The 24492-nt window shown below is 43.4% G+C and carries 19 protein-coding genes; 11 read left to right on the top strand and 8 right to left on the bottom strand.

Going from position 1 to position 24492, the window contains the following annotated elements; genetic code table 11:
* Nucleotides 1–34 precede the first annotated feature (34 nt).
* Both KH172YL63_RS21220 and KH172YL63_RS21215 read right to left on the bottom strand, forming a co-directional pair.
* Nucleotides 35–1039 (bottom strand): sensor histidine kinase, encoded by a 1005-nt coding sequence (locus KH172YL63_RS21220; protein WP_173107941.1) that lies wholly within the window; start codon nucleotides 1037–1039, stop codon nucleotides 35–37.
* The gene (locus KH172YL63_RS21215; RefSeq protein ID WP_173107940.1) at nucleotides 1036–1725 is read right to left on the bottom strand and encodes a response regulator transcription factor; all 690 of its coding nucleotides are present in this window, start codon (nucleotides 1723–1725) and stop codon (nucleotides 1036–1038) included. Before KH172YL63_RS21215 ends, KH172YL63_RS21220 begins: the two co-directional genes overlap by 4 nt.
* 175 nt (nucleotides 1726–1900) lie before the next feature.
* Here KH172YL63_RS21215 and KH172YL63_RS21210 point away from each other — a divergent pair, with 175 nt between their 5' ends.
* The 7 genes from KH172YL63_RS21210 (at nucleotide 1901) to essA (ending at nucleotide 12821) form a co-directional block, all read left to right on the top strand.
* Entirely contained in the window at nucleotides 1901–2515 is a 615-nt protein-coding gene (locus tag KH172YL63_RS21210) for a hypothetical protein (protein WP_173107939.1), read from the top strand.
* Between the two features lie 462 nt (nucleotides 2516–2977).
* Complete coding sequence (locus tag KH172YL63_RS21205) at nucleotides 2978–3271, top strand: WXG100 family type VII secretion target (protein ID WP_173107938.1); 294 nt, start codon at nucleotides 2978–2980, stop codon at nucleotides 3269–3271.
* 80 nt (nucleotides 3272–3351) lie between these two features.
* Nucleotides 3352–3591, top strand: coding sequence for an ESX secretion system protein YukD (locus KH172YL63_RS21200; RefSeq protein ID WP_173107937.1), 240 nt, complete (start codon nucleotides 3352–3354; stop codon nucleotides 3589–3591).
* Between the two features lie 15 nt (nucleotides 3592–3606).
* Nucleotides 3607–4887, top strand: coding sequence for a type VII secretion protein EssB (essB, locus tag KH172YL63_RS21195; protein WP_173107936.1), 1281 nt, complete (start codon nucleotides 3607–3609; stop codon nucleotides 4885–4887).
* Between the two features lie 14 nt (nucleotides 4888–4901).
* Nucleotides 4902–9359, top strand: a complete 4458-nt coding sequence (essC, locus tag KH172YL63_RS21190) for a type VII secretion protein EssC (protein WP_173107935.1) — start codon at nucleotides 4902–4904, stop codon at nucleotides 9357–9359.
* On the top strand, nucleotides 9356–12352 hold the full coding sequence (esaA, locus tag KH172YL63_RS21185) for a type VII secretion protein EsaA (RefSeq protein ID WP_173107934.1): 2997 nt from the start codon (nucleotides 9356–9358) through the stop codon (nucleotides 12350–12352). The genes essC and esaA overlap by 4 nt, the downstream gene beginning before the upstream one ends.
* Nucleotides 12342–12821, top strand: a complete 480-nt coding sequence (essA, locus tag KH172YL63_RS21180; protein ID WP_173107933.1) for a type VII secretion protein EssA — start codon at nucleotides 12342–12344, stop codon at nucleotides 12819–12821. The genes esaA and essA overlap by 11 nt, the downstream gene beginning before the upstream one ends.
* 153 nt (nucleotides 12822–12974) lie before the next feature.
* Here the strand turns inward: essA and KH172YL63_RS21175 are convergent, their stop codons facing one another.
* Nucleotides 12975–13850 carry a LysR family transcriptional regulator gene (locus tag KH172YL63_RS21175; RefSeq protein WP_173107932.1) on the bottom strand — a complete coding sequence of 292 codons (876 nt, stop codon included), beginning with the start codon at nucleotides 13848–13850 and terminating at the stop codon, nucleotides 12975–12977.
* A 174-nt stretch (nucleotides 13851–14024) separates the two neighbouring features.
* On the opposite strand from KH172YL63_RS21175, the gene KH172YL63_RS21170 reads away from it, so the two are divergent.
* The 4 genes from KH172YL63_RS21170 (at nucleotide 14025) to KH172YL63_RS21155 (ending at nucleotide 18347) form a co-directional block, all read left to right on the top strand.
* The gene (locus tag KH172YL63_RS21170) at nucleotides 14025–15308 is read left to right on the top strand and encodes a GntP family permease (protein WP_173107931.1); all 1284 of its coding nucleotides are present in this window, start codon (nucleotides 14025–14027) and stop codon (nucleotides 15306–15308) included.
* Between the two features lie 22 nt (nucleotides 15309–15330).
* On the top strand, nucleotides 15331–16107 hold the full coding sequence (locus KH172YL63_RS21165) for a 3-hydroxybutyrate dehydrogenase (protein WP_173107930.1): 777 nt from the start codon (nucleotides 15331–15333) through the stop codon (nucleotides 16105–16107).
* A gap of 464 nt (nucleotides 16108–16571) precedes the next feature.
* Entirely contained in the window at nucleotides 16572–17750 is a 1179-nt protein-coding gene (locus KH172YL63_RS21160) for a ParM/StbA family protein (protein WP_173107929.1), read from the top strand.
* 9 nt (nucleotides 17751–17759) lie between these two features.
* Complete coding sequence (locus tag KH172YL63_RS21155; RefSeq protein ID WP_173107928.1) at nucleotides 17760–18347, top strand: uL1 family ribosomal protein; 588 nt, start codon at nucleotides 17760–17762, stop codon at nucleotides 18345–18347.
* Between the two features lie 98 nt (nucleotides 18348–18445).
* On the opposite strand, the gene KH172YL63_RS21150 is transcribed toward KH172YL63_RS21155, so the two are convergent.
* The 5 genes from KH172YL63_RS21150 to KH172YL63_RS21130 all read right to left on the bottom strand — a co-directional run bounded on the left by KH172YL63_RS21150 (nucleotide 18446) and on the right by KH172YL63_RS21130 (nucleotide 24417).
* Nucleotides 18446–19801 (bottom strand): GntP family permease, encoded by a 1356-nt coding sequence (locus KH172YL63_RS21150; RefSeq protein ID WP_173107927.1) that lies wholly within the window; start codon nucleotides 19799–19801, stop codon nucleotides 18446–18448.
* Nucleotides 19802–19820: 19 nt separating this feature from the next.
* The gene (locus KH172YL63_RS21145) at nucleotides 19821–20954 is read right to left on the bottom strand and encodes a glycerate kinase (RefSeq protein WP_173107926.1); all 1134 of its coding nucleotides are present in this window, start codon (nucleotides 20952–20954) and stop codon (nucleotides 19821–19823) included.
* A gap of 137 nt (nucleotides 20955–21091) precedes the next feature.
* Nucleotides 21092–22237: a CdaR family transcriptional regulator gene (locus KH172YL63_RS21140; RefSeq protein ID WP_173107925.1), complete on the bottom strand. Its 1146-nt coding sequence runs from the start codon at nucleotides 22235–22237 to the stop codon at nucleotides 21092–21094.
* 382 nt (nucleotides 22238–22619) lie between these two features.
* Nucleotides 22620–22877 (bottom strand): GlsB/YeaQ/YmgE family stress response membrane protein, encoded by a 258-nt coding sequence (locus KH172YL63_RS21135; RefSeq protein ID WP_173107924.1) that lies wholly within the window; start codon nucleotides 22875–22877, stop codon nucleotides 22620–22622.
* 70 nt (nucleotides 22878–22947) lie between these two features.
* The gene (locus tag KH172YL63_RS21130) at nucleotides 22948–24417 is read right to left on the bottom strand and encodes a phospholipase D family protein (RefSeq protein WP_232066077.1); all 1470 of its coding nucleotides are present in this window, start codon (nucleotides 24415–24417) and stop codon (nucleotides 22948–22950) included.
* Nucleotides 24418–24492: the final 75 nt, after the last annotated feature.

Genomic DNA, 24492 nt, shown 5'->3' with positions numbered 1-24492 from the left:
TTCGAACAAAACAGAAAAGCATGTGACATTTTTGTCACACGCCGGTCAATTGCAGGAAATCATTTTTCTTTGGGAAGATTAGGGCCACGGTGGTCCCTTCTCCTCTTTTTGACTGGATCTCTACGGATATGAGCAAGGATTCTGCCACCCGTTTAGTCAGGTACAACCCCATTCCGGTGGAGGCATGATCATGATGATCGACTGTCGAAGTGAAGCCTTTGTCAAAAATCCGCGGCATGTCCCTGGAATCGATCCCCCGGCCTGAATCCTGGATCGTAAGTTTCGTTTTCCCATTAATCTGTTCACTATTTATTTGAATATCCGATTCTGTACTGTATTTAACGGCATTGGTTAACAGCTGCCTAATCATAAAGGCAAGCCATTTGGCATCACTCAATACATGAGTGAACGGCAGCTCAATATCAAAGCCAATCCCTTTTTGGATGCACCAGGACTGGAGGGTTTTGATTTCCTGGAACAGGACGGCCTCAAGATCCGTCTCCTCAATATATAAATCATTTTCCATAAAGGCGAGCCGCTTACGGTGAAGCTGCTGGTCTAATAGAAGGTGAACCCTGAGCCACTCATATATTAATGGGGCCTTTAATGATTTATCTTCCATCCGTTCAATCATCAAATGCATCGCCGTCAGCGGCGTCTTCACTTCATGGATCCAGGCGAGAAGCTCATCTTTCTCCTGTTGAAGCATCAGTCTGTTGCCTGTTACCTCTTTCCGCAGCAGACCAGCCTGCTCAGCCAGGTTTTCTGAGATCATTTCTTCAAATGGTGAATCTGGAGAGTCGAGCCCTGTAACCTGCAGGTTATGATCCCATTCTTTCAGACGTTTGAAAAAACGGGTTTCTTTCTGATAACGGATGAACAAAAATAATATGAAAAATAGCAGTGAAAGAAATGTCATGTACAGAATCGGTTGCAGGGGGATGGCTGAATCGATGTAAGCAATGAAAATCCACATCAAGTGAAGTCCGATAATGAACCCAATCCAGCTTTTCCTCTCCCATATGTATGTACGGATCATAGCGAATCCTCTTCTATGGCAACATACCCTTGCCCAACTTTCGTTTCGATATAGCGACCCAATCCTATTTCTTCAAGACGTTTCCTGAGGCGGTTTACGTTGACGGTCAACGTGTTATCACTGATGAATCGCTTGTCATCCCATAGGCTGTTGATGAGATCGTCCCTTTTGACAATTTTATTCTTCTGCTCGATCAGCAGCTTTAGAATATACATTTCATTCTTCGACAGTTCAATGGAGCCAATTTCATTGGATACGGTATTACGCTCCACATCAACCGTTGCTCCGGACCATGTCCTGATACTGACCTGCTCGGTATTGTAGTTATACACCCTTCTTAGCGTCGCTTGAATCTTGGCGATGAGTACATCGAAATGAAATGGTTTCTGAATGAAATCATCCGCACCAAGCTGCATGGCCATCACCATATCCGTCGGATGTTCACGTGAAGATAAGAACAAGATCGGTACATTGGAATGACTCCGGATCATCCGGCACCAGTGGAATCCATCAAATTTAGGCAGTTGGATATCGATGATCACAAGATCAGGTTTAATGGCTGCGAATTCTGCCATCACCTGATTAAAGTCTTGGATGCCATATACGTCATAGGACCACTGGGAAAGCCTATCCCGTAGTTCATTGAAAAGGGAGGTATCATCTTCTATTAGTAATAATTTGAACATCACATTCACCACACTATTTTGCTATTTACATAAATTGTATAGGAAATCGAATCACTTTGCCATCTGACTGAAGATATCATGAGTTTAATAGGTTGAATCCAGATTATTTTAACAAAAAATGGGTATTTATCTTCTAAAAGCAATTTAGCCAATTGCAGAAGAAAGGAATTAACCCATGAGAAAGCTACGTTTTGCGTCAATCATCATACTGTTCTTATTAAGTGGATGCGTTGAAGGAGAGAACTCAATCAATAAGGAGCAGGTAGCTGATTCCAAAGAGATAGGGAGCGATTCAGAGGAAAAAGAAATAGTGGAACCGATGAAAGACGATACAGGGGTGGGGGATAGGCAAAAAGCAATCCTTGAATTTATTAATGAAGATGTCTACAGGGTGGCTCAATATGAAGTCGTCGCATTTCAGTCACTGGCTTCGGTGTCGGGTGGCAACTATACCGATGACCCAACAGTCTACGAAGAACTGACAAGTAATACGATTCCAGCCTACGAGAAAGCACTGGAAGAAGCGAGGAGTATTGAGTCAGATATACCAGAGCTTGAAGACATGGCGATCCAAATCGTGACAGCGACCGAAACCTTCTATGAAGCTCTCATTCTCGAAAAAGAAGCGATTGAAGATCAGAATGAAGAGTTGATTCATGAATCCAATGAAAAAATGGAGGAATATTATAAGCTTGTGGAGGCTTATCATGCAGATATGCAACTTCTCGCTGAGGAGTATGGTGTCACATATAACATGGATAAACCAAAACAAAATGTAGAAGAATTATAAAGATCTTCACTTGTAAAAACTCACTTCCTCATGGAGGGAGTTTTTTTTAGGTCTATGATTCTCTGGTAAATTGTTTCAAAAAAATGGTTTATAAAAGTAAAAATAAGGATATATAGTAAGTACTTGTAACCAAAGTGCTCATTGAAAGTTATATATACAGTGTTTACATCAACAGAAGGCTTTAAGTAACCATACTGTTACAAATGTCCTAATGGGATCGTGAGCGTCATACAACAAAGGACCTGAATAAAAATATTCTTGTAGTTATAAAGTTTCCTTTTTTCTGTAAAAATTGTGTTTATATGTATGTTTATAATAGTATGATATTGGAAGTGTGGCATTAATTGTAATATTATGGTTTTTGGTTGTGGACGTTACATATTGGTACTTTGGCAATTTACTTGGGTATTCTGAATTGAAATAGATGATTACCAACAACTTAAAGTAAGGGAGAGGAATTACATGTCAGGAATAATTCGCGTTACCCCGGCAGAATTGATTAGTATGTCAAACCGATACACAGGAGAAAGCAGTCAAGTAGGTGAGCAGATCTCACGCCTTGACAATATGATCTCTGAGCTTGAAGGTATGTGGGAAGGTGAATCAAGCCGTGCGTTTGCTGAGCAGTATCAAACTCTTCGTCCTTCATTCCTTCAGATGCAACAGCTTCTTGAAGACATCTCAATGCAATTGACTAGCACAGCGAAGTCCCTTGAAGATGCAGATGCTCAAATCGCCAATCAAATTCGTGGATAAGTTTATCCCAATCCATTTTAAAGAAGAAGGAGCGCTTATCATTATGTGGGGCGCTCCTTCCTTATGAGGTGACAACGGTTATGTATATAGAAATCACCATAGATTTAAAACGCTACGATGATAGACGCATCGATATGAGATTATCCAATTATCACACTGTAAAAAAGCTGATCGATTTAGTATGGCAGTCTCAAAAGCTTGAAGCAGGCTCCAGGGAAGGCTATTGGATCCGGATAACCAACAAGCAGGAGGTTATTCCAGGAAATATACGCCTGATTGATGCTGGAATCCGTACAGGAGATCGTATTGAGATTTTATAAAGGAGACCAATAGAAATGGTGCATAGAAGTGGATCTTACTTACAGGAAAAACTGGAAGCAGACATACATAGAAAAGAAAATCGAGTCACCCTGATCTTTCAAAAAGAAAAGATCAAGCTGGATGAAGTTTCAGAGATCAACTTCCTGAAGGACTTGTCCCCTCTTATTCAAAAAGAAATCATGATGGAAAACGACGAACTCTCCATTGTAAACAGCATCCCGGAGTCTTTTGCATTTTTTTCAGGTTTAAAGGCGAGTAAAAAGGAAAGATTGATGACTGCTTATCAACTAGTACAACAAATCCAGAATCATAGCTTGTCCCGTCTTCATCTTATCGTCTGTCCCGAAAACATTGTGTTTGATCAAGGATTGACTCCTCATTTTATTCACTTCGGTGTGAAAGAAAGTCTTCCCCCTTATGAAAAAGACAAGGAGCTGTTGCTGAAGGAAACGAAAGCCGCGGTTGCTGCATTAGTAGACTCACAATATACCTTTAAAGAATACCTCAAATTCACTGGAACATTGAAACTGTCTCCATTGTCTAAAATGATTTTGGAAGTGGAAAGCCTGGATCAATTGAGTGACATCTTAAATGAATCCATTACGGAAACGAAAGAAAACGAAAGTTTCTTTATGAAGGTAAGCAAAAAGAAGTGGAAAATGAATCGGTATGTCCTGTTTGGGGTGACAATTTGTTTGATTCCTGCCTTGCTATATTCCATCTATTCTCTATTCTTTATGAACCCTAAACAAGATAGGGTGGTTGCTGCCCAAGAAAGTTTTCTGCTCGAGAAGTATAGTGATGTGGTGACAGAACTTCAACCTTATGAAATCGATGAAATTCCTAAGGTTTCTCAATACCAGCTTGCCCTTTCCTATGTCATTAATGAATCATTGACGGAGGTTCAAAAAGAAAATGTTCGTAATACGGTCTCTCTTCAATCAGACCCGCTTTATTATGAGTATTGGATTAATATCGGAAGAGGAAATGCCAAGGACGCACTTGAAGTGGCCCGCTTTTTGGAGGATCGTGACCTGATATTATTCGGCCTTCTGAAATACCGGGAGCAGGTAAAGGCAGATGGAGACCTTGACAGTGAGGAAAGACAGCAGGAATTAAATGAGATTGAGAGTGAAATCTCAGAATATGAAGAAGAAATGAAGACGTTGGAAGAAGAATCTATAAATTCGAGGGAAGACGATGCCGAACCTTCATCCGAGCCCTCTGCTTCAGATAGCGGAAGTTCTTCACCTTCAGAATCAAATTCGAATGAACAACAGAAGAAAACGAATTAACAGGGGGTGAGCAGATGTATATCCTATGGGTATTTCATGATCACTATTATCAATCAATCCTTCTGGAAGAAGAATATAAAAAAATAACCTTGGGACCACATATAGAAAATACAGTCACCATTCAGTCATTGTCTTCTCCTATTGAAATAGAGTGGATTGGTGCAGACGTTCAGCTTGTTCAGAATGGATATGACAGGATCATTCTCGAGCCTGGTCTAGAGCAATGGGTGCGAAGTGATGACACACATACAAATGTAAAGGTCGTCCTCACTTCATTCAACCCAAAGACTGAAATTTATTATATAGGCCATAAACAGGAATTCGACATATCTTCTGTGAATGGGGATGCCACCATCTATCATCCTTGTAAAGGATCAGACTTCCATTTTACATTGTTCAAGAAAGGTAATCGGGAATGGATGTTGGAAACAAAGGATGCTATCTATATAAACGGTCATTCAGTCACAGGCAAACATATACTTGAAGTCGGTGATATTGTATTTGCGCCGTTCTTATCCATCACGTTGGTAGAAGATGATTTAATCGAGATACATAGTATTGAAGACTATCAGACATCGCTTATGGAAACTGTACGCCCTATGTCTGAAATGCAGAAGAAATATCCGAACTACCGCCGAACGCCAAGGATGGTTTACGATTTGCCGGATGAAAAGGTTCAGTTATCATTTCCGAGTCAGGAATCAAATGATACAAACAGGAGTTTGTGGTTAATTATCCTTCCGCCACTGATGATGTTGCTTCTTATGGGAATTGTGGCCATTGTGATTCCAAGAGGGATATTCATCATCATTTCAATGGTTATGTTTACAACCACCCTGGTAACTTCAACCGTGCAGTTCTTCAAAGATAAAAGTAATAAAAAGAAATCACAGGAACGCAGAAAGCGTATCTATACTCAATATTTGGAGAGTAAAAGAGAAGAACTGCAGTCTCTGGCAGATAAGCAGTCAGAAGTATTACAATTTCATTTTCCTTCTTTTGAAAGAATGAAATACCTTACTGACCAGCTTTCCGACAGATTGTGGGAGAGAAGCATTGAGAGCCCCGATTTTCTTCAGTTTCGATTGGGAAGAGGGAAATTACCATCAAGCTACAGTATTTCAGTGAGTTCTTCTGATATGTCAAATCGTGAAATGGACGATTTGTTGGAAGAATCGCAGAAGTTGGAAGAAGCTTATCGTGAAGTAGATCAACTGCCGGTAACAGTGGATCTTCATAAAGGAGCGATAGGTTTAATCGGTAAGGAATCCGTATATAAAAATGAGCTTCACCAGTTAATTGGCCAATTAGCTTTCTTCCACAGTTATCATGACGTGAGATTCATCTTTATCTTTCATGAGGAAGAGTATAAGGATTGGGAGTGGATGAAGTGGCTTCCCCATTTGCAATTGCCCCAGTCATTTGCAAAAGGATTTATTTATAATGAGAAAACCCGTGACCAGATTCTTTCTTCCATTTACGAGGTGCTTCGTGAAAGGGATATCGACGAGGACGCTGAAACAGTCAGGTATAGTCCTCATTTCGTCTTTGTGATCACCAATCACCAGCTCATTTCAGACCATGTAATATTGGAGTATTTGGAAGGTGAGTACGGCTATCTTGGTATGTCGGTCATCTTTGCAGCCGAGGCAAAAGAAAGCCTTTCAGACAATGTCCATACCCTTGTACGTTATATCAATGACAACGAAGGTGATATCCTGATTCAGGATAAGAAGGCTGTGAAAATTCCATTCAGAATGGATCGATACGAACAAGATGGAAATGAGAAATTTGCCAGGACCCTCAGGACTCTTAATCATCAAATAGGGATGACAAACTCCATTCCTACGAGTGTATCCTTCCTTGATATGCTCAAGGTAAAGGATGTAGACCAGCTGCCGATCGAAGAGAACTGGCAGACGAGGGAGTCCGCTAAATCCCTTGCTGTCCCTGTCGGATTAAAAGGTAAGGAAGACATTGTTGAACTTAACTTACATGAAAAGGCCCACGGCCCTCACGGATTATTGGCAGGAACGACGGGTTCAGGTAAAAGTGAATTCCTGCAAACGTATATCCTATCATTAGCTGTCCACTTCCATCCCCATGAGGTGGCGTTCTTACTAATTGATTATAAGGGCGGGGGGATGGCTCAGCCCTTCAAAAATATCCCTCATTTATTAGGGACGATTACAAATATTGAAGGAAGCAAGAATTTCAGTACCCGTGCACTTGCATCCATAAAAAGCGAACTGAAAAGGCGCCAACGCTTGTTTGACCAGTATGAAGTGAATCATATCAACGATTATACAAGGCTATATAAACGAGGGGAAACAGAGGAACCTCTTCCTCATTTATTCCTTATTAGTGATGAATTTGCAGAATTGAAGAGTGAAGAGCCGGAATTCATTAAAGAATTAGTAAGTGCTGCCCGTATAGGCCGGAGCCTGGGTGTTCACCTTATCTTGGCTACACAGAAGCCCGGTGGTGTCATTGACAACCAGATATGGAGTAATGCCCGTTTCCGGGTCGCATTAAAAGTCCAGAATACAGAAGACAGTCGTGAAATTCTTAAAAACGGAGATGCAGCTTCCCTCACGGTAACAGGAAGAGGGTACCTTCAGGTAGGGAATAATGAAGTATACGATTTGTTCCAGTCTGCTTGGAGCGGGGCGCCCTATCAGGAGGAATCTTTTGAAGCGGAGGATGAAGTGGCGATTGTGACAGATTTGGGGCTGATCCCTTTATCAGAGGTTTCAATGAACCAGAGCACGCAAAAAGAAATGCTCAGTGAGATTGATGCGGTTGTCGACCGTATAGAAGTGTTACAGAATGAACTCGCCTTAAAGCGTTTGTCGAGTCCATGGCTGCCTCCTTTGGCCAATCGTGTATATAAGACAGATATGGTCCAGACTGAGGCAAACCAAATCCTTCTCTCAATGGTCGATGAACCGGAAAAGCAAAGTCAAACACCATATCATTATGAAGTGATTGAAGATGGGAATATAGGGGTGTTTGGCTCATCGGGTTATGGTAAAACGCAAACGCTCATCACCTTATTGATGGGGATGGCAAATCAGTTTACACCTGAAGAAATCCACTATTACCTCCTTGACTTTGGAAATGGAGGATTGCTCCCATTAAAACAATTGCCTCATACTGCAGATTATTTCCTCATTGATGAGGAAAGGAAAATCGAGAAGTTCATCGGAATATTAGAGGATGAACTGGCAAGCAGGAAACAATTGTTCCAGAAACAAGAGGTTAGTTCAATCAAGATGTATAACAGAGTAAGTAAAGAAAAGCTCCCTCTAATATTCGTAACCATTGATAATTTCGATCTCGTTAAAGAAGAGATGCAGGAGCTCGAAGCACAGATCAACCAGTTTGCCAGGGACGGACAGTCACTCGGTGTTTATATGTATTTCACAGCAACAAGAGTGAATTCTGTACGACAGTCCCTGATGAATAATCTTAAAACGAAAATCGTCCACTATTTGATGGACAGTTCTGAGGCATATACGATGCTTGGAAGATTGCCTTTTACTCCCGAAGCCATTCCAGGAAGGGCCATTGTAAAGAAAGACACGGCCTATTTCTCTCAAGTCTTTCTTCCGAATGAAGGAAAGGATGATTACGAACAGTTAAGTCTGTTGAAAGAAGATATTCAGTTGTTAATTGAGAAGTATAAAGGCTTATCCTCACCGAAGCAGGTACCGATGCTGCCTACAGAGTTAACCATGGTTAACTTTACCCAGTATACAGATTCAGGCCGGAAAGCAGGACTGCTACCGATAGGTTTGGATGAAGAAACGGTAACACCAGTATATGTGAACCTCAAAAAAACAAAACATTGTTTAGTATTGGGGCAGGCTCAAAAAGGAAAGACCAATGTTTTAAAAGTATTAGCCAATACTGCACTCTTTCAGGATAGTGAACATATCGCGATCTTTGATTCCATCGACAGGGGACTATCGAATCTGATGAGAGAAGACAGGGTCGTTTATATGGAAAATAAGGAGCATATATCCATGTGGCTAAACAGGATAGAAGAGTTATTCAGCTCAAGAGAAGAGCAATATCACTTGTCCATACAAAAGGGAAGCTCTCTCCCATCTTTCTCACCTGTAATGCTGATTGTAGATGGGTATGCAAGGTTCCTCCAACATCTTGATCCTCTTCTCCAGGACAGGATTGTAAAGTGTATGAAAAACTATAGTCACCTAGGTTTTTCTATGATTGTATCTGGAAATAACAGTGAGTTGACAAAGGGCTATGACACATTGACTGTCGAAATGAAACAAATTAGACAAGCCCTTGTATTGATGAAGAAGTCAGAACAAACCTTGTTCACACTCAGTTATGACCGAAGGGAGCCAGAGATTCAACCAGGATTCGGTTACTATGTTGAAAATGGAAAAGAAACAAAAATTCAAATACCGCTTATGGTAACGGAAAGGAAAGTACACGCATGACAGAAAAAGTAAGTTTGTTTAAACTTTTAATCGCGGTCATGATGATTCTTGCAACTCCTCTTCTATTTTTTCGTTCAGTAGGTGAAAACCCCCTGAAAGTAAAAGAAAACGCTACTCAATCCATTGCGATCGTGAATGAGGATGCAGGGACTGAAGTTGATGGGGAGCCCTTGGCATTTGGTGGGGATGTAACGTCTATACTAGAGGATCAATCTTCATTTGAATGGACAGTCGTAGGAAGAAGTGCAGGAGAAAATGGCCTTCAAAATTCAAAATATGATGCTGTTGTGTATATCCCTTCGGATTTCTCTGACAAAGTCATGACTTACGATGAAGAAAGACCTGAAAAAACAAACCTGAATTACAAAATACAGAGTCAGCTAAATGCCGTGAATAAGGAAAAGGTATTGTTGGAAATCGAAAAGGCAACCAAAAGGGTCAATCACAAAATGTCCTCCCTTTATTGGAATTATGTTTCCTCAGATATGGAAAACATACGAGCTGAATTCGATGAGATCCTACAGAAAGAGCAGGCATTTCAGGAAACTATGTTAGCATTCTATAAACCTAGCTCAAAAGACCTTGCCGGTCAGATACAACAGCAGACAGCGATGTTATCGAATCTGCAGAACTCCATCCAAGAAGCTGACAGCAGGACACCACAACAGCAGGATACATTGGAATCCTTTGAAAGGAGCCTGTCAAGCTTTGTGGAATATGTGAATGAATATAGAGAATACCAAGATAATCAGAAACAATTATTAGCTGATATTCAGTCACAGTCTGTTCAGTTGATCAATAAATCAACCGAGAACCAGCAACCCCGTTACCTAAAATCAAAGTCCTTTTTCACCGAGCGAAGTGATGAAGTAACAACTGGTCTGACACAGATTGACAATGGGATGAAAAACAATCAACAGATGTTTACAGACCTGCAACAGACCAGGTTTGAAGAGGTAGCCAGACAGGTGGATGACTTCTACTCACTTCAAGAAAGGGTGCTGGATTTTTACCAACAATTGCAGGACACCACGACTTTAAATGGTCTACAGGGCAATATATTTGAATTGAATAATGAATTGTCTGAAGGAGATGGAGGAATATTTAATCCTCCGCCAGAAAGTGACATACCGAAACCGACTACAGATAAAGAGGAGACATTTCCTCAGCAAGTCGTCATTTCATCTCAGGAAGGGGAACAGGAACCAGGGAAACCAAATGATCCCACCCCTCATCCTCCCAATTTAAGCGATGAGATAACCGAGCTTGAATTGATATCTACAGAAATGGATGAGTTGAAGAATACGCTGAAAAATCTAACAGAACCCACTGCTGAAGAAATCAATTTAGCCGTGAATAATATTCAGACCATCAATGAACGGATCTTGCAAGTCCGTACGAGTCTGCAGGGCAAAAATAATCAGTCTGAAAACCCTCTTCAGGCAGAGGTTGATAGGCTATTGAGAGAGGTATCAAAACTTCTTGAGGATAATCAGACTCTTATTGACAAGGTTGATGAGTTGACCCGGCAAATTGAGTCCTTGACGTCCGAAAATAAAGAGCTCAAAGAACAGGTGAAAACATTAATAGAAACAAATGAAGAATTGATGAAGCAATTGGAAATGTTCTCTGAGAACATTCATAATATCGTTGCTGCGATAGAAGATAAGGAAATGTCTATCTTGAATTCGGCAGCCCTATCAGAAAACAGACGTAATGCATTGTCAGGGTATTTTGCCCGCGGGATCAATAATTATAAGCTCATGAATCTTCTGAAGTATTATGCTTACCTGGATCGGTATGAAGCGACCTTAAACAGGATGCTGACTGAAAATGGCGTAAAAGCGACGGTTCTTCAAGATGAGGGTCTTAAAAACGAAGTAAATGAAATCCTGAAGGTAAGTAGTAGTGAACAATTAGAATGGGAAAAACTTAATGAAGGTTTACCTGATACGGAAGATGCATTGAATACGCTTCAAGATTCCTTTACGGTCTTTGCCGCAGAATATAATCAAATGCTCAATGACCAGCAAGAACAGCTTGATGAAAGCTTGAATGCAATCAATCAAGAAGCTCAAACTGTACTCAATCGTATTCAACAGCCTGAACAGCCTGCACCAAATCCAACATCAGGATCTACAGGTCCGGACTTGGTAGGGAATCAGAAACATATAGGGAGTGAAATCAGGTCTATCCATTCATTCCTGGATACAGTAAATGAGAGTCAAAGTACAATCGTTTCTTATACTAGCGAGCTACAATCAAATGTGACGAATGTTCAAACTGATGCTGATACATTGAATAACAAGTGGGCGACGAACGTGGCTTCCACTCAATTATTCCGTGATGATGTATTCAGTGTTCTTGGTAATGCTTTTGTGGATGGACAGTCAAATGGGTATGTATATGACTTCTTAACGAACCCTTTAAACGTGAAAGGGGAGGTGCCGGAAGAGAAGAGTGCGAGTGTGCTTCCACCGGTAGTCATACTATTCATCATCTTGATATCCAGCTTACTGATAGGTTATACAAGTTACTATTTTCAACACGCACCCCGTTGGATACAAGGTGTGATCTTCATCCTATTAAATCTAATCGTAGGTTTCGTCATCAGTCTTTATGGACTTGATATTTATCCATTGGAAGAATCACGTTCAGTGGAATGGACAATTTTTACTATCTTACTATTATTAGCGGGTTCAGGTATAGTTCGCGTGGCGTTTTTCGCACATCGGTTATTAGGCTGGTTTGTGTCAGTAGGGCTGGTAGCCTTATTTGTTACTCCGTTATTGGCTTTGACGACACCTAATTTTCATTTTAAAGATCCAATGTCTACAGTGTATATGTCCATTCAATATGGATCAGAATCATTATTCAATCAAGCAGTAATCGTCTTGGCTTTAACGGTAATAGGATTAACCATTGTACAAATACTATTGGATAAACGATCAAACAAGCAATCAGGTGAGGGTGCTGAAGCCTATGAAGGCTAAGGATCTTTTCGTTATTAGTGTCATCATTAGCAGCATGTTCATGCTTGCGTCCCCGCCGATTTTGGCGAATACAGGCATCCATGAACTTACCCCCAACAACTATCAAGAAAAGAAGTTTAAGAAGAATGGTGATTTTATTCATGATCAGTCTTCAACTGATCAAAAGGTGAAGATTCCGGATGAGCAAAAGAACCTCACATTTAAAGGGTCAGCAAACACCAGGCTGACCGATCTGAAGGGGAACATTTTTCAAAGTGAAATGAGTGACACAAATACAATAAAAGCAAAGGCAGAAACACTGAAACTGTTTAGCAATGCAGAAACAGTGAGGCTTGCAAGTCTTGAAGGGGGAAGCAAATCTTCTTCCTCCTTATCTCTCTTAATATCAGTATTTGCTGGGATATGTGTCATTCTTCTAATCGCCGTCATGATCATATTGAATAAAACGACTCAAGGAAAACAAAGGTAGGATAATGGAGAAAGCGATTGGAATTTCTTAGTGGGAATCCTCATAGATATTTCATTTTAAAAGCCCAGAATGCAGTTAATCTGCATTCTGGGCTTTGTTGTACATGTGAATCACTTTTATAAAGTTACTCCTCAAGTTCTTTAATGAAAATTTTTACCGCTCCTCAAGTATCACAATAAACTCTCTCACCGCATGCGAAACATATCTCCCTTTTTTCGTAATGATCCCGAGATTCCAAGGCATCGTCGGATTCACAATCGGGATGGCTTTCACCACGCTTTGATCTACTTTATTGGATATGGACTCAGGGAAGATCGAAATCCCCAGGTTTTCTCCGATCATTTCACTGATGAAATCCCATTGAGAGCTTTCGTAGGCGATTTTCGGCTGGAATGCCGCTTTTCTGCACTCATGGATGATCATATCGTGGAGGGCGAAATCTTCACTGAACAAGATGAAGTCCTCGTCCTTCAGTTCGTTCATTTCGACTGAATCCTTACCGGCCAACCGGTGGGAAGAGTGGACAAATACCATGAGCTTTTCAGATAAGAAAGGGACGACATCAAACATGTCTTCATCCATAGGCAGGACGACCACCCCGAGGTCCAGCAATCCGTCTGCCACGTCCTGCTCTACTTTGTTTGCCCCGTGTTCATTGAGCTGGATATGGATGTTCGGGTAGATTTCCTTGAACCGTTTGATGATGCGGGGGAAAAATAAAAAACCGATTAGAGGGGGGATGCCAATCTTGATGGTCCCCCTTTTTAAATTCATTAAGTCATATAGGTGTGTTGAAAGGTGTTCGAGAGATTCTAAAATGACCTGCCCCTGCTCGTACACGATTTCTCCTGCTTCTGTCAGTTCGATCTGACGGGATGAACGGTCGATCAGCTCCATTTCAAGCTCCACTTCCAGGCTCTTGACCATCTTGCTCAGCGTCGGCTGTGAAAGGTGCAGGATATTGGATGCTTTCGTAAAACTTTTATATTTGGCCACTTCATTAAAATAGGAGAGCTGACGGATATCCATGAACATCATCCATTCTATAACTTTTATGCATACTACTTATAATATTAATTCATTTTACTTATTAATGAGAGAAGAGTAAACTTTCTTACGTTAAAAATTTTAGTGAAACGTTCACAGAGAGACGCGTGAAAGCGCACTCTCTTTTGTTTTTACCGGAAGAAAGGTGGAAAGGCATTGTTTAGTATTTTATTAGGCTTGATTCTGTTGATGGTCTTTGCTTATTTAGGATGGTCGATCATTTGGATCGCGCCGATTGTTGCAGGGATTGTCGCATTATTAAGCGGAATGGACTTGATGGATGCATATACGAATACATATATGTCCGGATTTGTGAATTTCGCCAAGCAGTGGTTCCCGATTTTCCTTCTCGGGGCTGTGTTTGGAAAGCTGATGGAGGACACGGGGGCAGCGAAATCCGTTGCCTATCAAATTACGAAAATGATCGGCGAGAAAAGGGCGATTCTCGGAGTTCTCGTCGCCGCAGCGGTGCTGACGTACGGAGGGGTAAGTCTCTTTGTCGTGGTATTCGCGATCTATCCGATCTCACTTGCATTATTCAGAAAAGCGAACATTTCAAGAAAGCTCATCGCGCCGACGATTGTGCTGGGTGCCTTCACCTTTACGATGACGGCCGTACCAGGCACACCGCAGATTCAGAATCTGATCCCGATGAAGACGTTCCAGACGTCTCCGATGGCCGGTTCCTTCATGGGGATCGTCGCATCCCTCATCATGGCAGTCGGCGGCTATTTCTGGCTTGTCAGCCGCCAAAGGAAAATGGCGGCAGCAGGTGATACATTCAAAGAAAGCAAACGTGCAGGGTCTGACGCGAAAGAAGAGGAAACGATGCCGAATTGGATCATTTCCTTATTGCCTTTGTTAGTGGTCGTCCTGTTGTTGAATGCAGTCAAATTGGACGCGATCCCATCACTGTTAGCAGGAATCATCCTGATCCTGCTGATCAATGTCAAACGGTATGAGAAGTTTATTCCTTCGATCAATGAAGGGGCAAAAGGTTCTGTCATGGCCATTATCAATACGAGTGCTGCCGTTGGATTCGGTGCAGTCGTGACGAGCGTACCGGACTTTGACCGGATTACGGACGTGTTGCTTGGGATCTCATCTAACCCATTAATCTCAGAATCTCTGATTGTCCAGATCCTTGCAATGATCACCGGTTCTGCTTCTGGCGGAATGGGAATCGCCATGCAGGCTCTTGGGGATACGTATTATCAGCTGTCCCAATCATCAGGCATCAGTCCTGAGGCCTTTCACCGCATGGCATCGATTTCATCGGGGGCATCGATCCTGCCCCATAACGGCGCGTTGCTGACGCTTCTAGCCGTCACAAACGTCACCCATAAAGACTGTTATAAAGATGTGTTTGTCGTTGGACTGATCATTCCTACAATCGCAATGATCGTAGGGATCATCATGGCAAGTATAGGGATTATTTAAATTTCAAAAGGAGTGAATGAACATGGTAGAAAATAAAGTGGTAGTCATTACAGGTTCTGCTAGCGGAATCGGATTTGAATTAGGTAAATCGTATGCAGAAAACGGAAGTAAAGTGGTCCTGACCGATTTGAATGCTGAAGGCGTAGAGAAAGCTGCAGAAGAGCTAAAAAGTCTTGGCTATGAAGCGATCGGCCTGAAAGCAGACGTGACAAGTGAAGACGATATCAAGAATATGATCGATACGGCATATAAGCAATACGGACGCATCGATGTGTTGATCAACAATGCGGGATTACAGCATGTATCTCCTCTTGAAGAATTTCCGACAGCAAAGTTCGAGCTTATGATCAACATCATGCTGACGGCACCCTTCATTGCCATTAAACACGTCCTGCCAATCATGAAGGAACAGAAATTCGGTCGGATCATCAATGTTTCATCCATTAATGGTCTAGTAGGATTTGCCGGCAAAGCAGCGTACAACAGTGCAAAGCACGGTGTCATCGGATTAACGAAAGTCGCAGCACTCGAGTCTGCTCCTTACGGGATCACAGTGAACTCGATCTGTCCTGGATATGTTGATACACCCCTTGTAAGAGGCCAGTTAAAGGACATCGCAACGACACGCAATGTTCCCCTTGAAAAAGTACTGGAAGAAGTCATCTACCCGTTAGTCCCTCAGAAACGCTTGCTTGATGTGAGTGAGATTGCTGATTATGCAATGTTCCTATCAAGTGACAAGGCAAAGAGTGTGACGGGTCAGGCAGTTGTCATCGACGGCGGATATACAGCACAATAATTTTTATGAAGTACTTACCCTGGCAGGGAAATCTGTCGGGGTATTTTTTTATCTTTATTTGATTTTCTTTTCCCTTATTTTCTTCATGATCATGTACGCCTTTATGTTTCGTTTCCAGTAGAATGGTAGTTTCAAAGATTTTTATCATAGTAGAATCATAGGGGAAGGGAGTAAATATATGTAAAAAAATCACTTGTTTACAAAAATGTATACTTGTAAACATAAATGTACACGAATGCAGACAATAATGTATACAAGTATACAAATACGTACACTTGTTGATTTGAAGGGATGTGTACATAAATCGTATACAACGATACAAAAATGTACACATCCCCTCCTCTCTTCCTGTCACATAATCGATAAAAAAGTAGCATTGACCGGAGCGCTGAAATTGTTTACTCTTTTAATAAGAGTTGAAATTTTTTGAAAAGTTTTTATTCATGAATGGAAGGATGATTGGAATGACGAATTCACGAATTGCAGCCATTGATGTTGGAAATGATTCTTTAAAAGGTATTTTTGGAAAGATGGACGCTGAGGTCAATATACCGAACGTGATCGCAAGGGATATTGAAGACAGACCGATTATCGGAATCGAGGAATTGGATACACAAGAACCTCTAGACGGCATACATATCCGTGTCCACTCCCCTACCCTGAAAGATAACAATGCGATTTATCGTGTAGGTCACCTGGCAGCGAAGAGCAATAACTCTACTGAACTGGATCCGGGCAGCAGTAAGTCGGAAGAAGATCAGACACTGATCATGCTGTTTGCTTCCATCGCACTGGACGCAGCGAGTAACGATACACAATTTAAAAAGAATAATAATGTAATAGAAGCAAATTATACGTTGGGCACAGGACTTCCTTTACGTGAAGTGAAAGAAGGAAAGGACGTCGGGTACCGTTCTAAATTACTAGGATCTGTCCACCAGGTGGAGTTCCTTGTCACGCCCCGTTATCAGGGGTTGAAAGTAAATATTAAATTTGATGAAGTGAAGGTGTACCCTGAAGGCTTTGCTGCATTCATCAATCTTGTGATGGATAATAACCTGAATATCATCAATAAAGATTTGATCGATAAGCGGATCCTGATTCAGGATATCGGCGGATTATCAACGGATATCGCAGTCATCAAGGACAGGAAAGTGGACGATGACAAGGCGCAGGGATTCAACCTTGGGGTTTCCGAATCTCTTGAACTGATCCGGGAAGAAATCCGCTCAAGGCACGGCATCGAGCTCGACAGCCGCCGGGACGTGGTGGAGATCATCACGAAGAAAAATGATCGCAACCATATCATGGTCAAAGGCAGTCGGACAAGCGTCCATGACATCGTGGATCGCATCATGCTTGAGCTTGCCAAGAAGCAATACCGTCACCTGCGCAATATGTGGCAAAAGAACTCCCAGACGGAGATCTGCTACTTCATCGGCGGTGGATCAAGCGTATTAAAAGAATATATCAAGACGCTCAATAACAATCTTGATGGATACAATATCGATTTCTTTGAAGATGAAAAAGAGAGCATCTGGATGATGGCCAATGCTTATTACAAGCTCATCGCCGACTTTTCAAGAAAGGCCCAGAAGGCCTCTCAGCAGCAAGAAGAACAAAAATTAGCGAAAACCAAATAGGGTGATGGTATGAAAGACAAAGGGATGTCGAGGGGGCAGCCGATCACATTTAGGCTTCCTTCAGATACACCTGATCATGTATTAAAGCATCTGCAGAAGCTAAAGGAAACAGAGAAACGGAACTTCTCGAGCAAAATTGCAGAGCTTGTGCTGAATGGTGTGAATGATACGATTTCCAGGCAGCGTGAAGCGATCACGATCCCCCTCCCAAAAGGGTTGGAAAAGTCGCAGCGGGATTGGTTGAAGCACGAACACTCAGAGGCCCTTCTCGGAAGCATCGTTTATCAATTATTATCCAATCCCGTCCGGACTGCGTCCCTGCTTGCTTCCTTAAGCAGCAATGCACTGGATATCGATGAAGCCCTCTATCTTCAGGAAGAATCGGCTGCAGGCAATGAGCCCTCCCATGAATGGCATATCGAGCAGGTCATCGAAGAATCAGAGGAAGAAGTGGATGACCGTTCCCATTCAACCGATGAAGAGCTCGACAATTTCGATTGGGAAAGCGCCGTGAAGCCTGAGGTGGAGAAGGTAGAAGAACCGGAAGAAACGATGGAAGATCTTTTAGGGGATTTTCTTTCGCAGATGAATAAATAGAAAAGAACCTGAAGCATGGCGAAACCGCTGATGCTTCAGGTTCTTTTTTATTGATCCCCTTTATTTCCCGGGGAGGAATCGCTGATCCGTTGAACGAGTTAAACGAGTATGATCCACAGCAATAAAGTGAAAACGAGTGCCGTTACCCCTTGAACAAGCGTGGCGGCGGTCTGTGCTTTGTACGCATCGGTGACTTTCATGCCGCTGAACTGGGTGACGACCCAGAAATAGCTGTCATTCACATGGCTGACCGTCATTGCACCTGCCCCGATAGACATGACGACCAGTGCAAGTGGGACTGCCCCATCGATCCCCATTTGTGGAAGGAGGGGAGCGATCAGGGACGAAGTGATGACGAGTGCAGCAGTTGATGACCCTTGTGCAGATTTCAAAAGGGCAGCGACCACGAATGGGATGAGAAGGACAAGCGCACCGGAAAGCAGTCCGCCGTCGGCAATGCCCTGGATCAATTCGGCAACGGGGGTTGCCTTGATTACGGATCCGAATGCCCCGCCGGCACCGGTGATCAATAAAATATTGGTGGCGTCTTTCATTCCTTGCGTCACCCAACCGTTCAGGGTTTCTTCATTCCATTTCGGCATGAGGAAAAAGGCAGCCAGCACGCCGATCAGCAGCGCGACGACAGGGGATCCGACGAATAATAGTCCATCAGCCAACCCGCCTTCCCATTGGAAGAAGCTCACGACAGACCCTGCACCAATCAACAGGATCGGCAGAACGATCGGGGCAAAGGATTTGAACGTAGAAGGGAGCTCTCCAAAGGATTTGATGATTTCATCATAATCAAGCTCTAGATCCCCTTCTCCTTCAATTTCGATCTTGTCGGCGACTTTAACGGCCCATAGATAGCCGGCCAAAATCGTCGGAATGGCAACGATCAGACCAATTAAGATGATTGTGCCCAAATAGTCACTTGCGCCAATATTCCCGGCGGCAGCAATCGGTCCTGGCGTAGGCGGCACCAATGTATGGGTCGCATATAACCCGGTTGCCAGCGCGACCGACATGGAAGCGAGCGTCACCTTGGCACGTTTGGCCAGTGCTTTTTTCAAGCTTGAAAGAATGACGTAACCGGAGTCACAGAAGACGGGGATGCTGACGATCGCCCCGATCAGAGACATGGCCAGTTGCGGCCGCTTTTCACCGACTAAGCGGAGGACGACTTCAGCCATCCTCAACGCTGCGCCAGACTTCTCAAGAATCGTACCGATAATCGTACCGGCGACGATGACGATTCCGATGTATCCCATCAGTCCGCCGAATCCTGCGTTCACCGATTCCACCACGGTAGCCAGTGGCAGCCCGGCGAAAATTCCGACTAAGAATGCTGCAAAAAGTAAAGATAAAAACGGTTGAAGCTTTAATTTAGCCGTTGTGAAGATGATAAATCCTACCCCTAGGACGATGACCGTGAATAACCATATTCCAGACATTTGATTTCCCCCTTTATGTTTATAACCCCTTTGTAACTTTAAGCATACGTGCGATATTCCTTGTTTCATGGTAAAGCAGCTCTTCGACCCGATCGAAGCTTTCTTGTAATGACATGGGACCGGACGCGATGGAATGACAGCTGGTGAAATGTTCGTATAACGCTTCATAGCCTTTTCCCAGGCTGCCGGCAAGAAGTGAGACAGGCTTGTGATGCTCATTCGCCAGTGTTGAGATAAAAAATGGCAGTTTGCCGAAAAGCGTTTGATGATCGCTTTGACCTTCCCCGGTAAGGATCCAATCTGCCTTTTCAATGGCAGTTTGAAGACCGGCTGCGTCCGCGACCACTTTTGCGCCGGATGCGATGCGGCCATTGAGGTGCAGGAAGGCAAAACCGAGGCCTCCGGCGGCACCGGCTCCATTTGCTCCATGAAAATCGACGCCTCTATCCTGTTGAAGCAGTTGGCTGAAAGAAAGGAGCTGATGATCGAGTGCTTTTACCTGTTCTCCATTTGCCCCTTTTTGTGGACCGAATATGGCAGAGGCCCCTGTTTCTCCGCATAACGGATTGTCGACATCCGATGCGATCAGAAAGGTACATTCGTTTACGAGAGGATGAATGGTACCCCACTCAACCCGGGAGATGCTCTGAAGATCACGGCCGAATTTTCCAACCGGTTTCCCATTTTCATCGAGGAAGGTCACGCCAAGCGCCTGAAGCATCGCAAAACCGCCGTCATTTGTGGCACTGCCTCCAAGTGCGATGATAAACGAACGGCAGCCGTCTTCCATCGCCGTTTTGATGACTTCTCCAATCCCGTAAGAAGTGGTGTGACAGGGATTCCGTTTCTCGGCCGGTACCATTGTAAGTCCTGCGATTGAAGCGACTTCAATGACGGCTGTTTTGTCATCTCCCAATACACCGTACTCTGTAGAAACGGGAACACCGAGAGGTCCGGTGGCTTTCGTCTGGACCCTTTTTCCCCCTGTCGCATAGATCAAGGTTTCGAGCGTCCCTTCACCGCCGTCAGCCATGGGAATGACGGTAGTATGGAAAGCTGTGGATTCATCACGAAAAGCCTTTTCTATCACGGTTCCAACTTCAATTGAGCGTAAACTTCCTTTAAATGAATCTGGGGCAATCAGTATATTCATAGCGGCTCCTTTTTTCAGAAAATATAATCTATTCATCCATTTAATCAAGTTTAGTAAGCGTTTACAATGTTGCGGGGACTAAATTTTTCCCGCTGAAAAAGAAAAAGATTGTGCAAATGCACAATCATCTAATGAGATCATCGGTTGATTTCGAGCATGATCAAGATGAAGCGGAGTAAAATGGCGTCATCGAATCGACGGGGATTCAGACCGGTCGCATTTTCAACGCTTTCGAGTCTATATAGCAGGGTGTTGCGATGAATATGAAGTGCTTCGGCGGTTTCTTTCATGTTCAATTGACAGTCAAATAACGTTTGCAAGGTCAGTCTCAAGGTCGGGCTGAGTTGAAAGGCTTGGTCTTCGTAACGGTTCATGAACGCTTTGCGGATTTCAAGGGGGATCTGCTTGATGAAATCCATAATCCCCCAGTCCTGTATATGAACCGTGGTGAATTGAGGGAAGCTCTGTTGCAGTTCAAGGGAGTTTGAAGCTTCCACATAGGATTGTCTGTACCCTGAAACCCCTTCATAGGCGTTCCCAATCCCGGCCCTTACGGCGTATCTCTTCTCCTGTAAATGACGGAGCAGCCGTTCCGTCAGGCGTATCGCTTCGTCTTTGTTTGCGCTGCGGCCCGGAAGCCCAATGATACAGCGGGTATCTGAAATAAAGGACTGGAATGATACATCAGGCAGCTGGAGCTGGATTCTCCTTAACAATTCTTCCTTGACCGCAGAAAGGGGAAGAATGGCAGTGGAATGAGCATTTAAGTCCTCAAATTGAAAGAGGATGGCTTGGACGTCCTGACCCGTATCAAGGTGCAGATAGTGATGGGCGAACGACTCCGTTTTCCGTTTGTCAAAATAATGGGGATGAACAATGTCCAGCAGCCAGTTATCCATCAATGTTTTTTGATGTTGCAATTGATTATGGAAATGGACCTGCTGAATCATGACTTCGACCGTTACTTTCACAATCTGGACGAACTGCTCCAGTTCCTGGGGGGATCCTGTCACGCCGATGACACCGATTGTTTCACCGAGGAATTCAATCGGAAGGTTGATCCCTTCCTTGGAACCGTGGTACTTGTCCATATCTTCTTTGTAAATGATGAAGGGCTTTTTTTCTTTCAAAACATGGAGGGCCCCTTCGTGCACTTGATCCTTGCGCCCGGGATCGGTGCTAGCCACAATGACGCCGGACTCATTCATCATATTGATATTGTAGTGAACGATCGTCTTCAGTTTAGAAATGATCGGATAAGCTAATTCTTCCGTCAGATGCATCGTATCCACCCCGTTATATGTATTCCTTTCATTCTAGCATAGGTTTTCCCTGTGCAGGGCGGGGGTATAGAAGAGTATAAAAGGAGGTTACCTTCATGAAACGACTCATTGGCAGACTGATCAAATGGGGACCGATTATTTACCCGATTTATAAGAAGTACCGGAATAAGAGAAGACATAAGAAATCGATGACGTATTAAAAAGAACAGCCGATGAATGGCTGTTCTTTTTGTGTGCAAAAAAAGGGGCGGGGACATCACTAAGGCCTTTTATTCAAAATACGAACTTCTATAAAGCACAAAAAATCCGAACGAAGTAAATTCTCAACTTCGCTCGGATTTTTCATTGGCGGGCACTCTTTTGTCCCGGCCTTATTGTTCTATTAATGAGAAGTTTTTCTCATTCCTCTTAGCAGCAGGCTTAATAGGAAGACGAAGATGATGGCTCCGATCAACGCCGGGATGATGGCGATGCCTGCAAGGGATGGGCCGAAGCTTCCAAGGAGTTCTCCTCCGATCCAGGCACCGATGATCCCGGCGACGATATTCCCGATGACGCCGCCTGGCACGTCTTTACCAAGGATAAGTCCAGCTAACCAGCCGATGATTCCTCCGACAATCAAATATAAAATAATACCCATTTTTCTTACCTCCATAATTGATTTTGTATGTTGTTATAAGGTGATTTCCCCGTTTTTGAGGAATCAAAACCTAATACGTAGTCACTTGGAAAATTTTCTGGAGGATGTACATGATATATTTGAATGCCGGAAGTTTATCTTGATACTCCTCATATTCAACCGTGTACGTCCCGTCTTCATTGTTCCAGATTCGTTTGAAATAGGTGTCTATTTCATTCATGGTTTCACTGTCGGCAGGTGCTGTGAGCTTGAGGTTTTCTTCCAGGTTATAATCATCCATATTCCTGGATGTGTAATTACCGGATCCGCCGATCACGGTGCTTTCTTCAGCGCCTTTCACATAGATGAGCTTCGTATGATACTGCTCTTTGTTCGTGTGATACCATCTGATGGTGATTTGGTCACTCTCGAGCTTTCGGAGTTCGGCTGCGATCGGGAGGTTCGGCAGGCCGATTTTCTGCTGTCCGAACGCATTTTGATTGGGATCGAGCACCATGCGAATGTCTACGCCCCGCCCAGCCGCATCTTCTATTGCGTCAATGATATCCCGGTCAGCGAGGTAGAACATCCCGATCCAGGCTTCGTCCCCTTTTTTGGCATGATCGAGTGCATCGACCACCCCTTTTTGGATTTCCCGCTCGGTCAGGATCTGTGCTTTAACCGAAGACTTGCCGGGAGAGAGTGTCGTGATGGTTTCGTCCAATTCCTGCTCTGTCGGGAAAGCATCAAGATTTCCGCCTGAGAACCTGGCGACAGCTTTTTCTGCCTTGACCATATCTTTCAAAATTTCCCCTTTCACCTTAAATCCGATATTTGAGTGAAATCCACTGGCATCATGGGGATTCGCAGAAAGGATAAGCCCTTCATTTTCCGTGATGACGATTTTCCGGTGGTTAGCTTTGATATTCAATAGCTTCAAGTAGGACCTCATTGTGACTTTGGGGGCAGATGGGGCCAATGGATTCGGCAGCCATCCATAGCCGTCCTGTCCGAACCAGCCAAGCATACTACGCCAGACGCCGGAATAAAGGATGTTAGGGTCCCTGAGGCGGTTAAGGTCAGTGAAGACAACTTCGGCACCGAGTTTTCTCAACGGTTCAATTTGTCTCGCCATATGCGAGTTGTAGGTTGTATTGATTTCATCACTGATAAAGACCACTTTCAGCTCAGGATTCTTTTTCATTTGTTCTTTGATCTTTCGGGATAAGGTTTCACTGATTTGCGGGTAATCCCGGTCTCCCTTTGTGTAGCCGTTCACTAGGAATAAGTCCAGGATGAGGAAATCCTCGGCGTTTTCGATCGTGCTGTATACTTCATCAAAGATGGACTGATCATATATCTCTTTTCCGTCCTTTTGATAGGTAAGATCATAAAGGAAATCCACGTCCTTTTCCGGGATCTCATAAGTATGTCCTGCGTAGGAGATGCCCGGCGGCAGCGGCTTGACCCTGTGATAGGTCATGACGATTGCGAGGATCAGGATGACGGCACCTCCAATCCACCAGCGTTTCTTCTTATACCATTTTCTCTTAGTATTCAAGTTCATTCCCCTGTTCTACTGTTTTTCTCTTACTATACCCATATTGGTAAGGGGAGAATCCTGCCATGAAAAAAA

The organism is Bacillus sp. KH172YL63 (assembly GCF_011398925.1).
In the GTDB taxonomy this organism is placed as follows: domain Bacteria; phylum Bacillota; class Bacilli; order Bacillales; family Bacillaceae_B; genus Rossellomorea.
This window is presented reverse-complemented; position numbering and strand designations above follow the sequence as displayed.

Excerpts from the sequence above, each read along its gene's own strand:
- KH172YL63_RS21155 (WP_173107928.1), top strand. The coding sequence starts at position 17,760 with ATGAAAGACAAAGGGATGTCGAGGGGGCAGCCGATCACATTTAGGCTT.
- essA (WP_173107933.1), top strand. The coding sequence starts at position 12,342 with ATGAAGGCTAAGGATCTTTTCGTTATTAGTGTCATCATTAGCAGCATG.
- KH172YL63_RS21160 (WP_173107929.1), top strand. The coding sequence starts at position 16,572 with ATGACGAATTCACGAATTGCAGCCATTGATGTTGGAAATGATTCTTTA.
- KH172YL63_RS21220 (WP_173107941.1), bottom strand. The coding sequence starts at position 1,039 with ATGATCCGTACATACATATGGGAGAGGAAAAGCTGGATTGGGTTCATT.
- KH172YL63_RS21215 (WP_173107940.1), bottom strand. The coding sequence starts at position 1,725 with ATGTTCAAATTATTACTAATAGAAGATGATACCTCCCTTTTCAATGAA.
- KH172YL63_RS21145 (WP_173107926.1), bottom strand. The coding sequence starts at position 20,954 with ATGAATATACTGATTGCCCCAGATTCATTTAAAGGAAGTTTACGCTCA.
- KH172YL63_RS21150 (WP_173107927.1), bottom strand. The coding sequence starts at position 19,801 with ATGTCTGGAATATGGTTATTCACGGTCATCGTCCTAGGGGTAGGATTT.
- KH172YL63_RS21165 (WP_173107930.1), top strand. The coding sequence starts at position 15,331 with ATGGTAGAAAATAAAGTGGTAGTCATTACAGGTTCTGCTAGCGGAATC.
- essC (WP_173107935.1), top strand. The coding sequence starts at position 4,902 with ATGTATATCCTATGGGTATTTCATGATCACTATTATCAATCAATCCTT.
- KH172YL63_RS21175 (WP_173107932.1), bottom strand. The coding sequence starts at position 13,850 with ATGGATATCCGTCAGCTCTCCTATTTTAATGAAGTGGCCAAATATAAA.
- KH172YL63_RS21135 (WP_173107924.1), bottom strand. The coding sequence starts at position 22,877 with ATGGGTATTATTTTATATTTGATTGTCGGAGGAATCATCGGCTGGTTA.
- KH172YL63_RS21200 (WP_173107937.1), top strand. The coding sequence starts at position 3,352 with ATGTATATAGAAATCACCATAGATTTAAAACGCTACGATGATAGACGC.
- essB (WP_173107936.1), top strand. The coding sequence starts at position 3,607 with ATGGTGCATAGAAGTGGATCTTACTTACAGGAAAAACTGGAAGCAGAC.
- KH172YL63_RS21140 (WP_173107925.1), bottom strand. The coding sequence starts at position 22,237 with ATGCATCTGACGGAAGAATTAGCTTATCCGATCATTTCTAAACTGAAG.
- esaA (WP_173107934.1), top strand. The coding sequence starts at position 9,356 with ATGACAGAAAAAGTAAGTTTGTTTAAACTTTTAATCGCGGTCATGATG.
- KH172YL63_RS21205 (WP_173107938.1), top strand. The coding sequence starts at position 2,978 with ATGTCAGGAATAATTCGCGTTACCCCGGCAGAATTGATTAGTATGTCA.
- KH172YL63_RS21210 (WP_173107939.1), top strand. The coding sequence starts at position 1,901 with ATGAGAAAGCTACGTTTTGCGTCAATCATCATACTGTTCTTATTAAGT.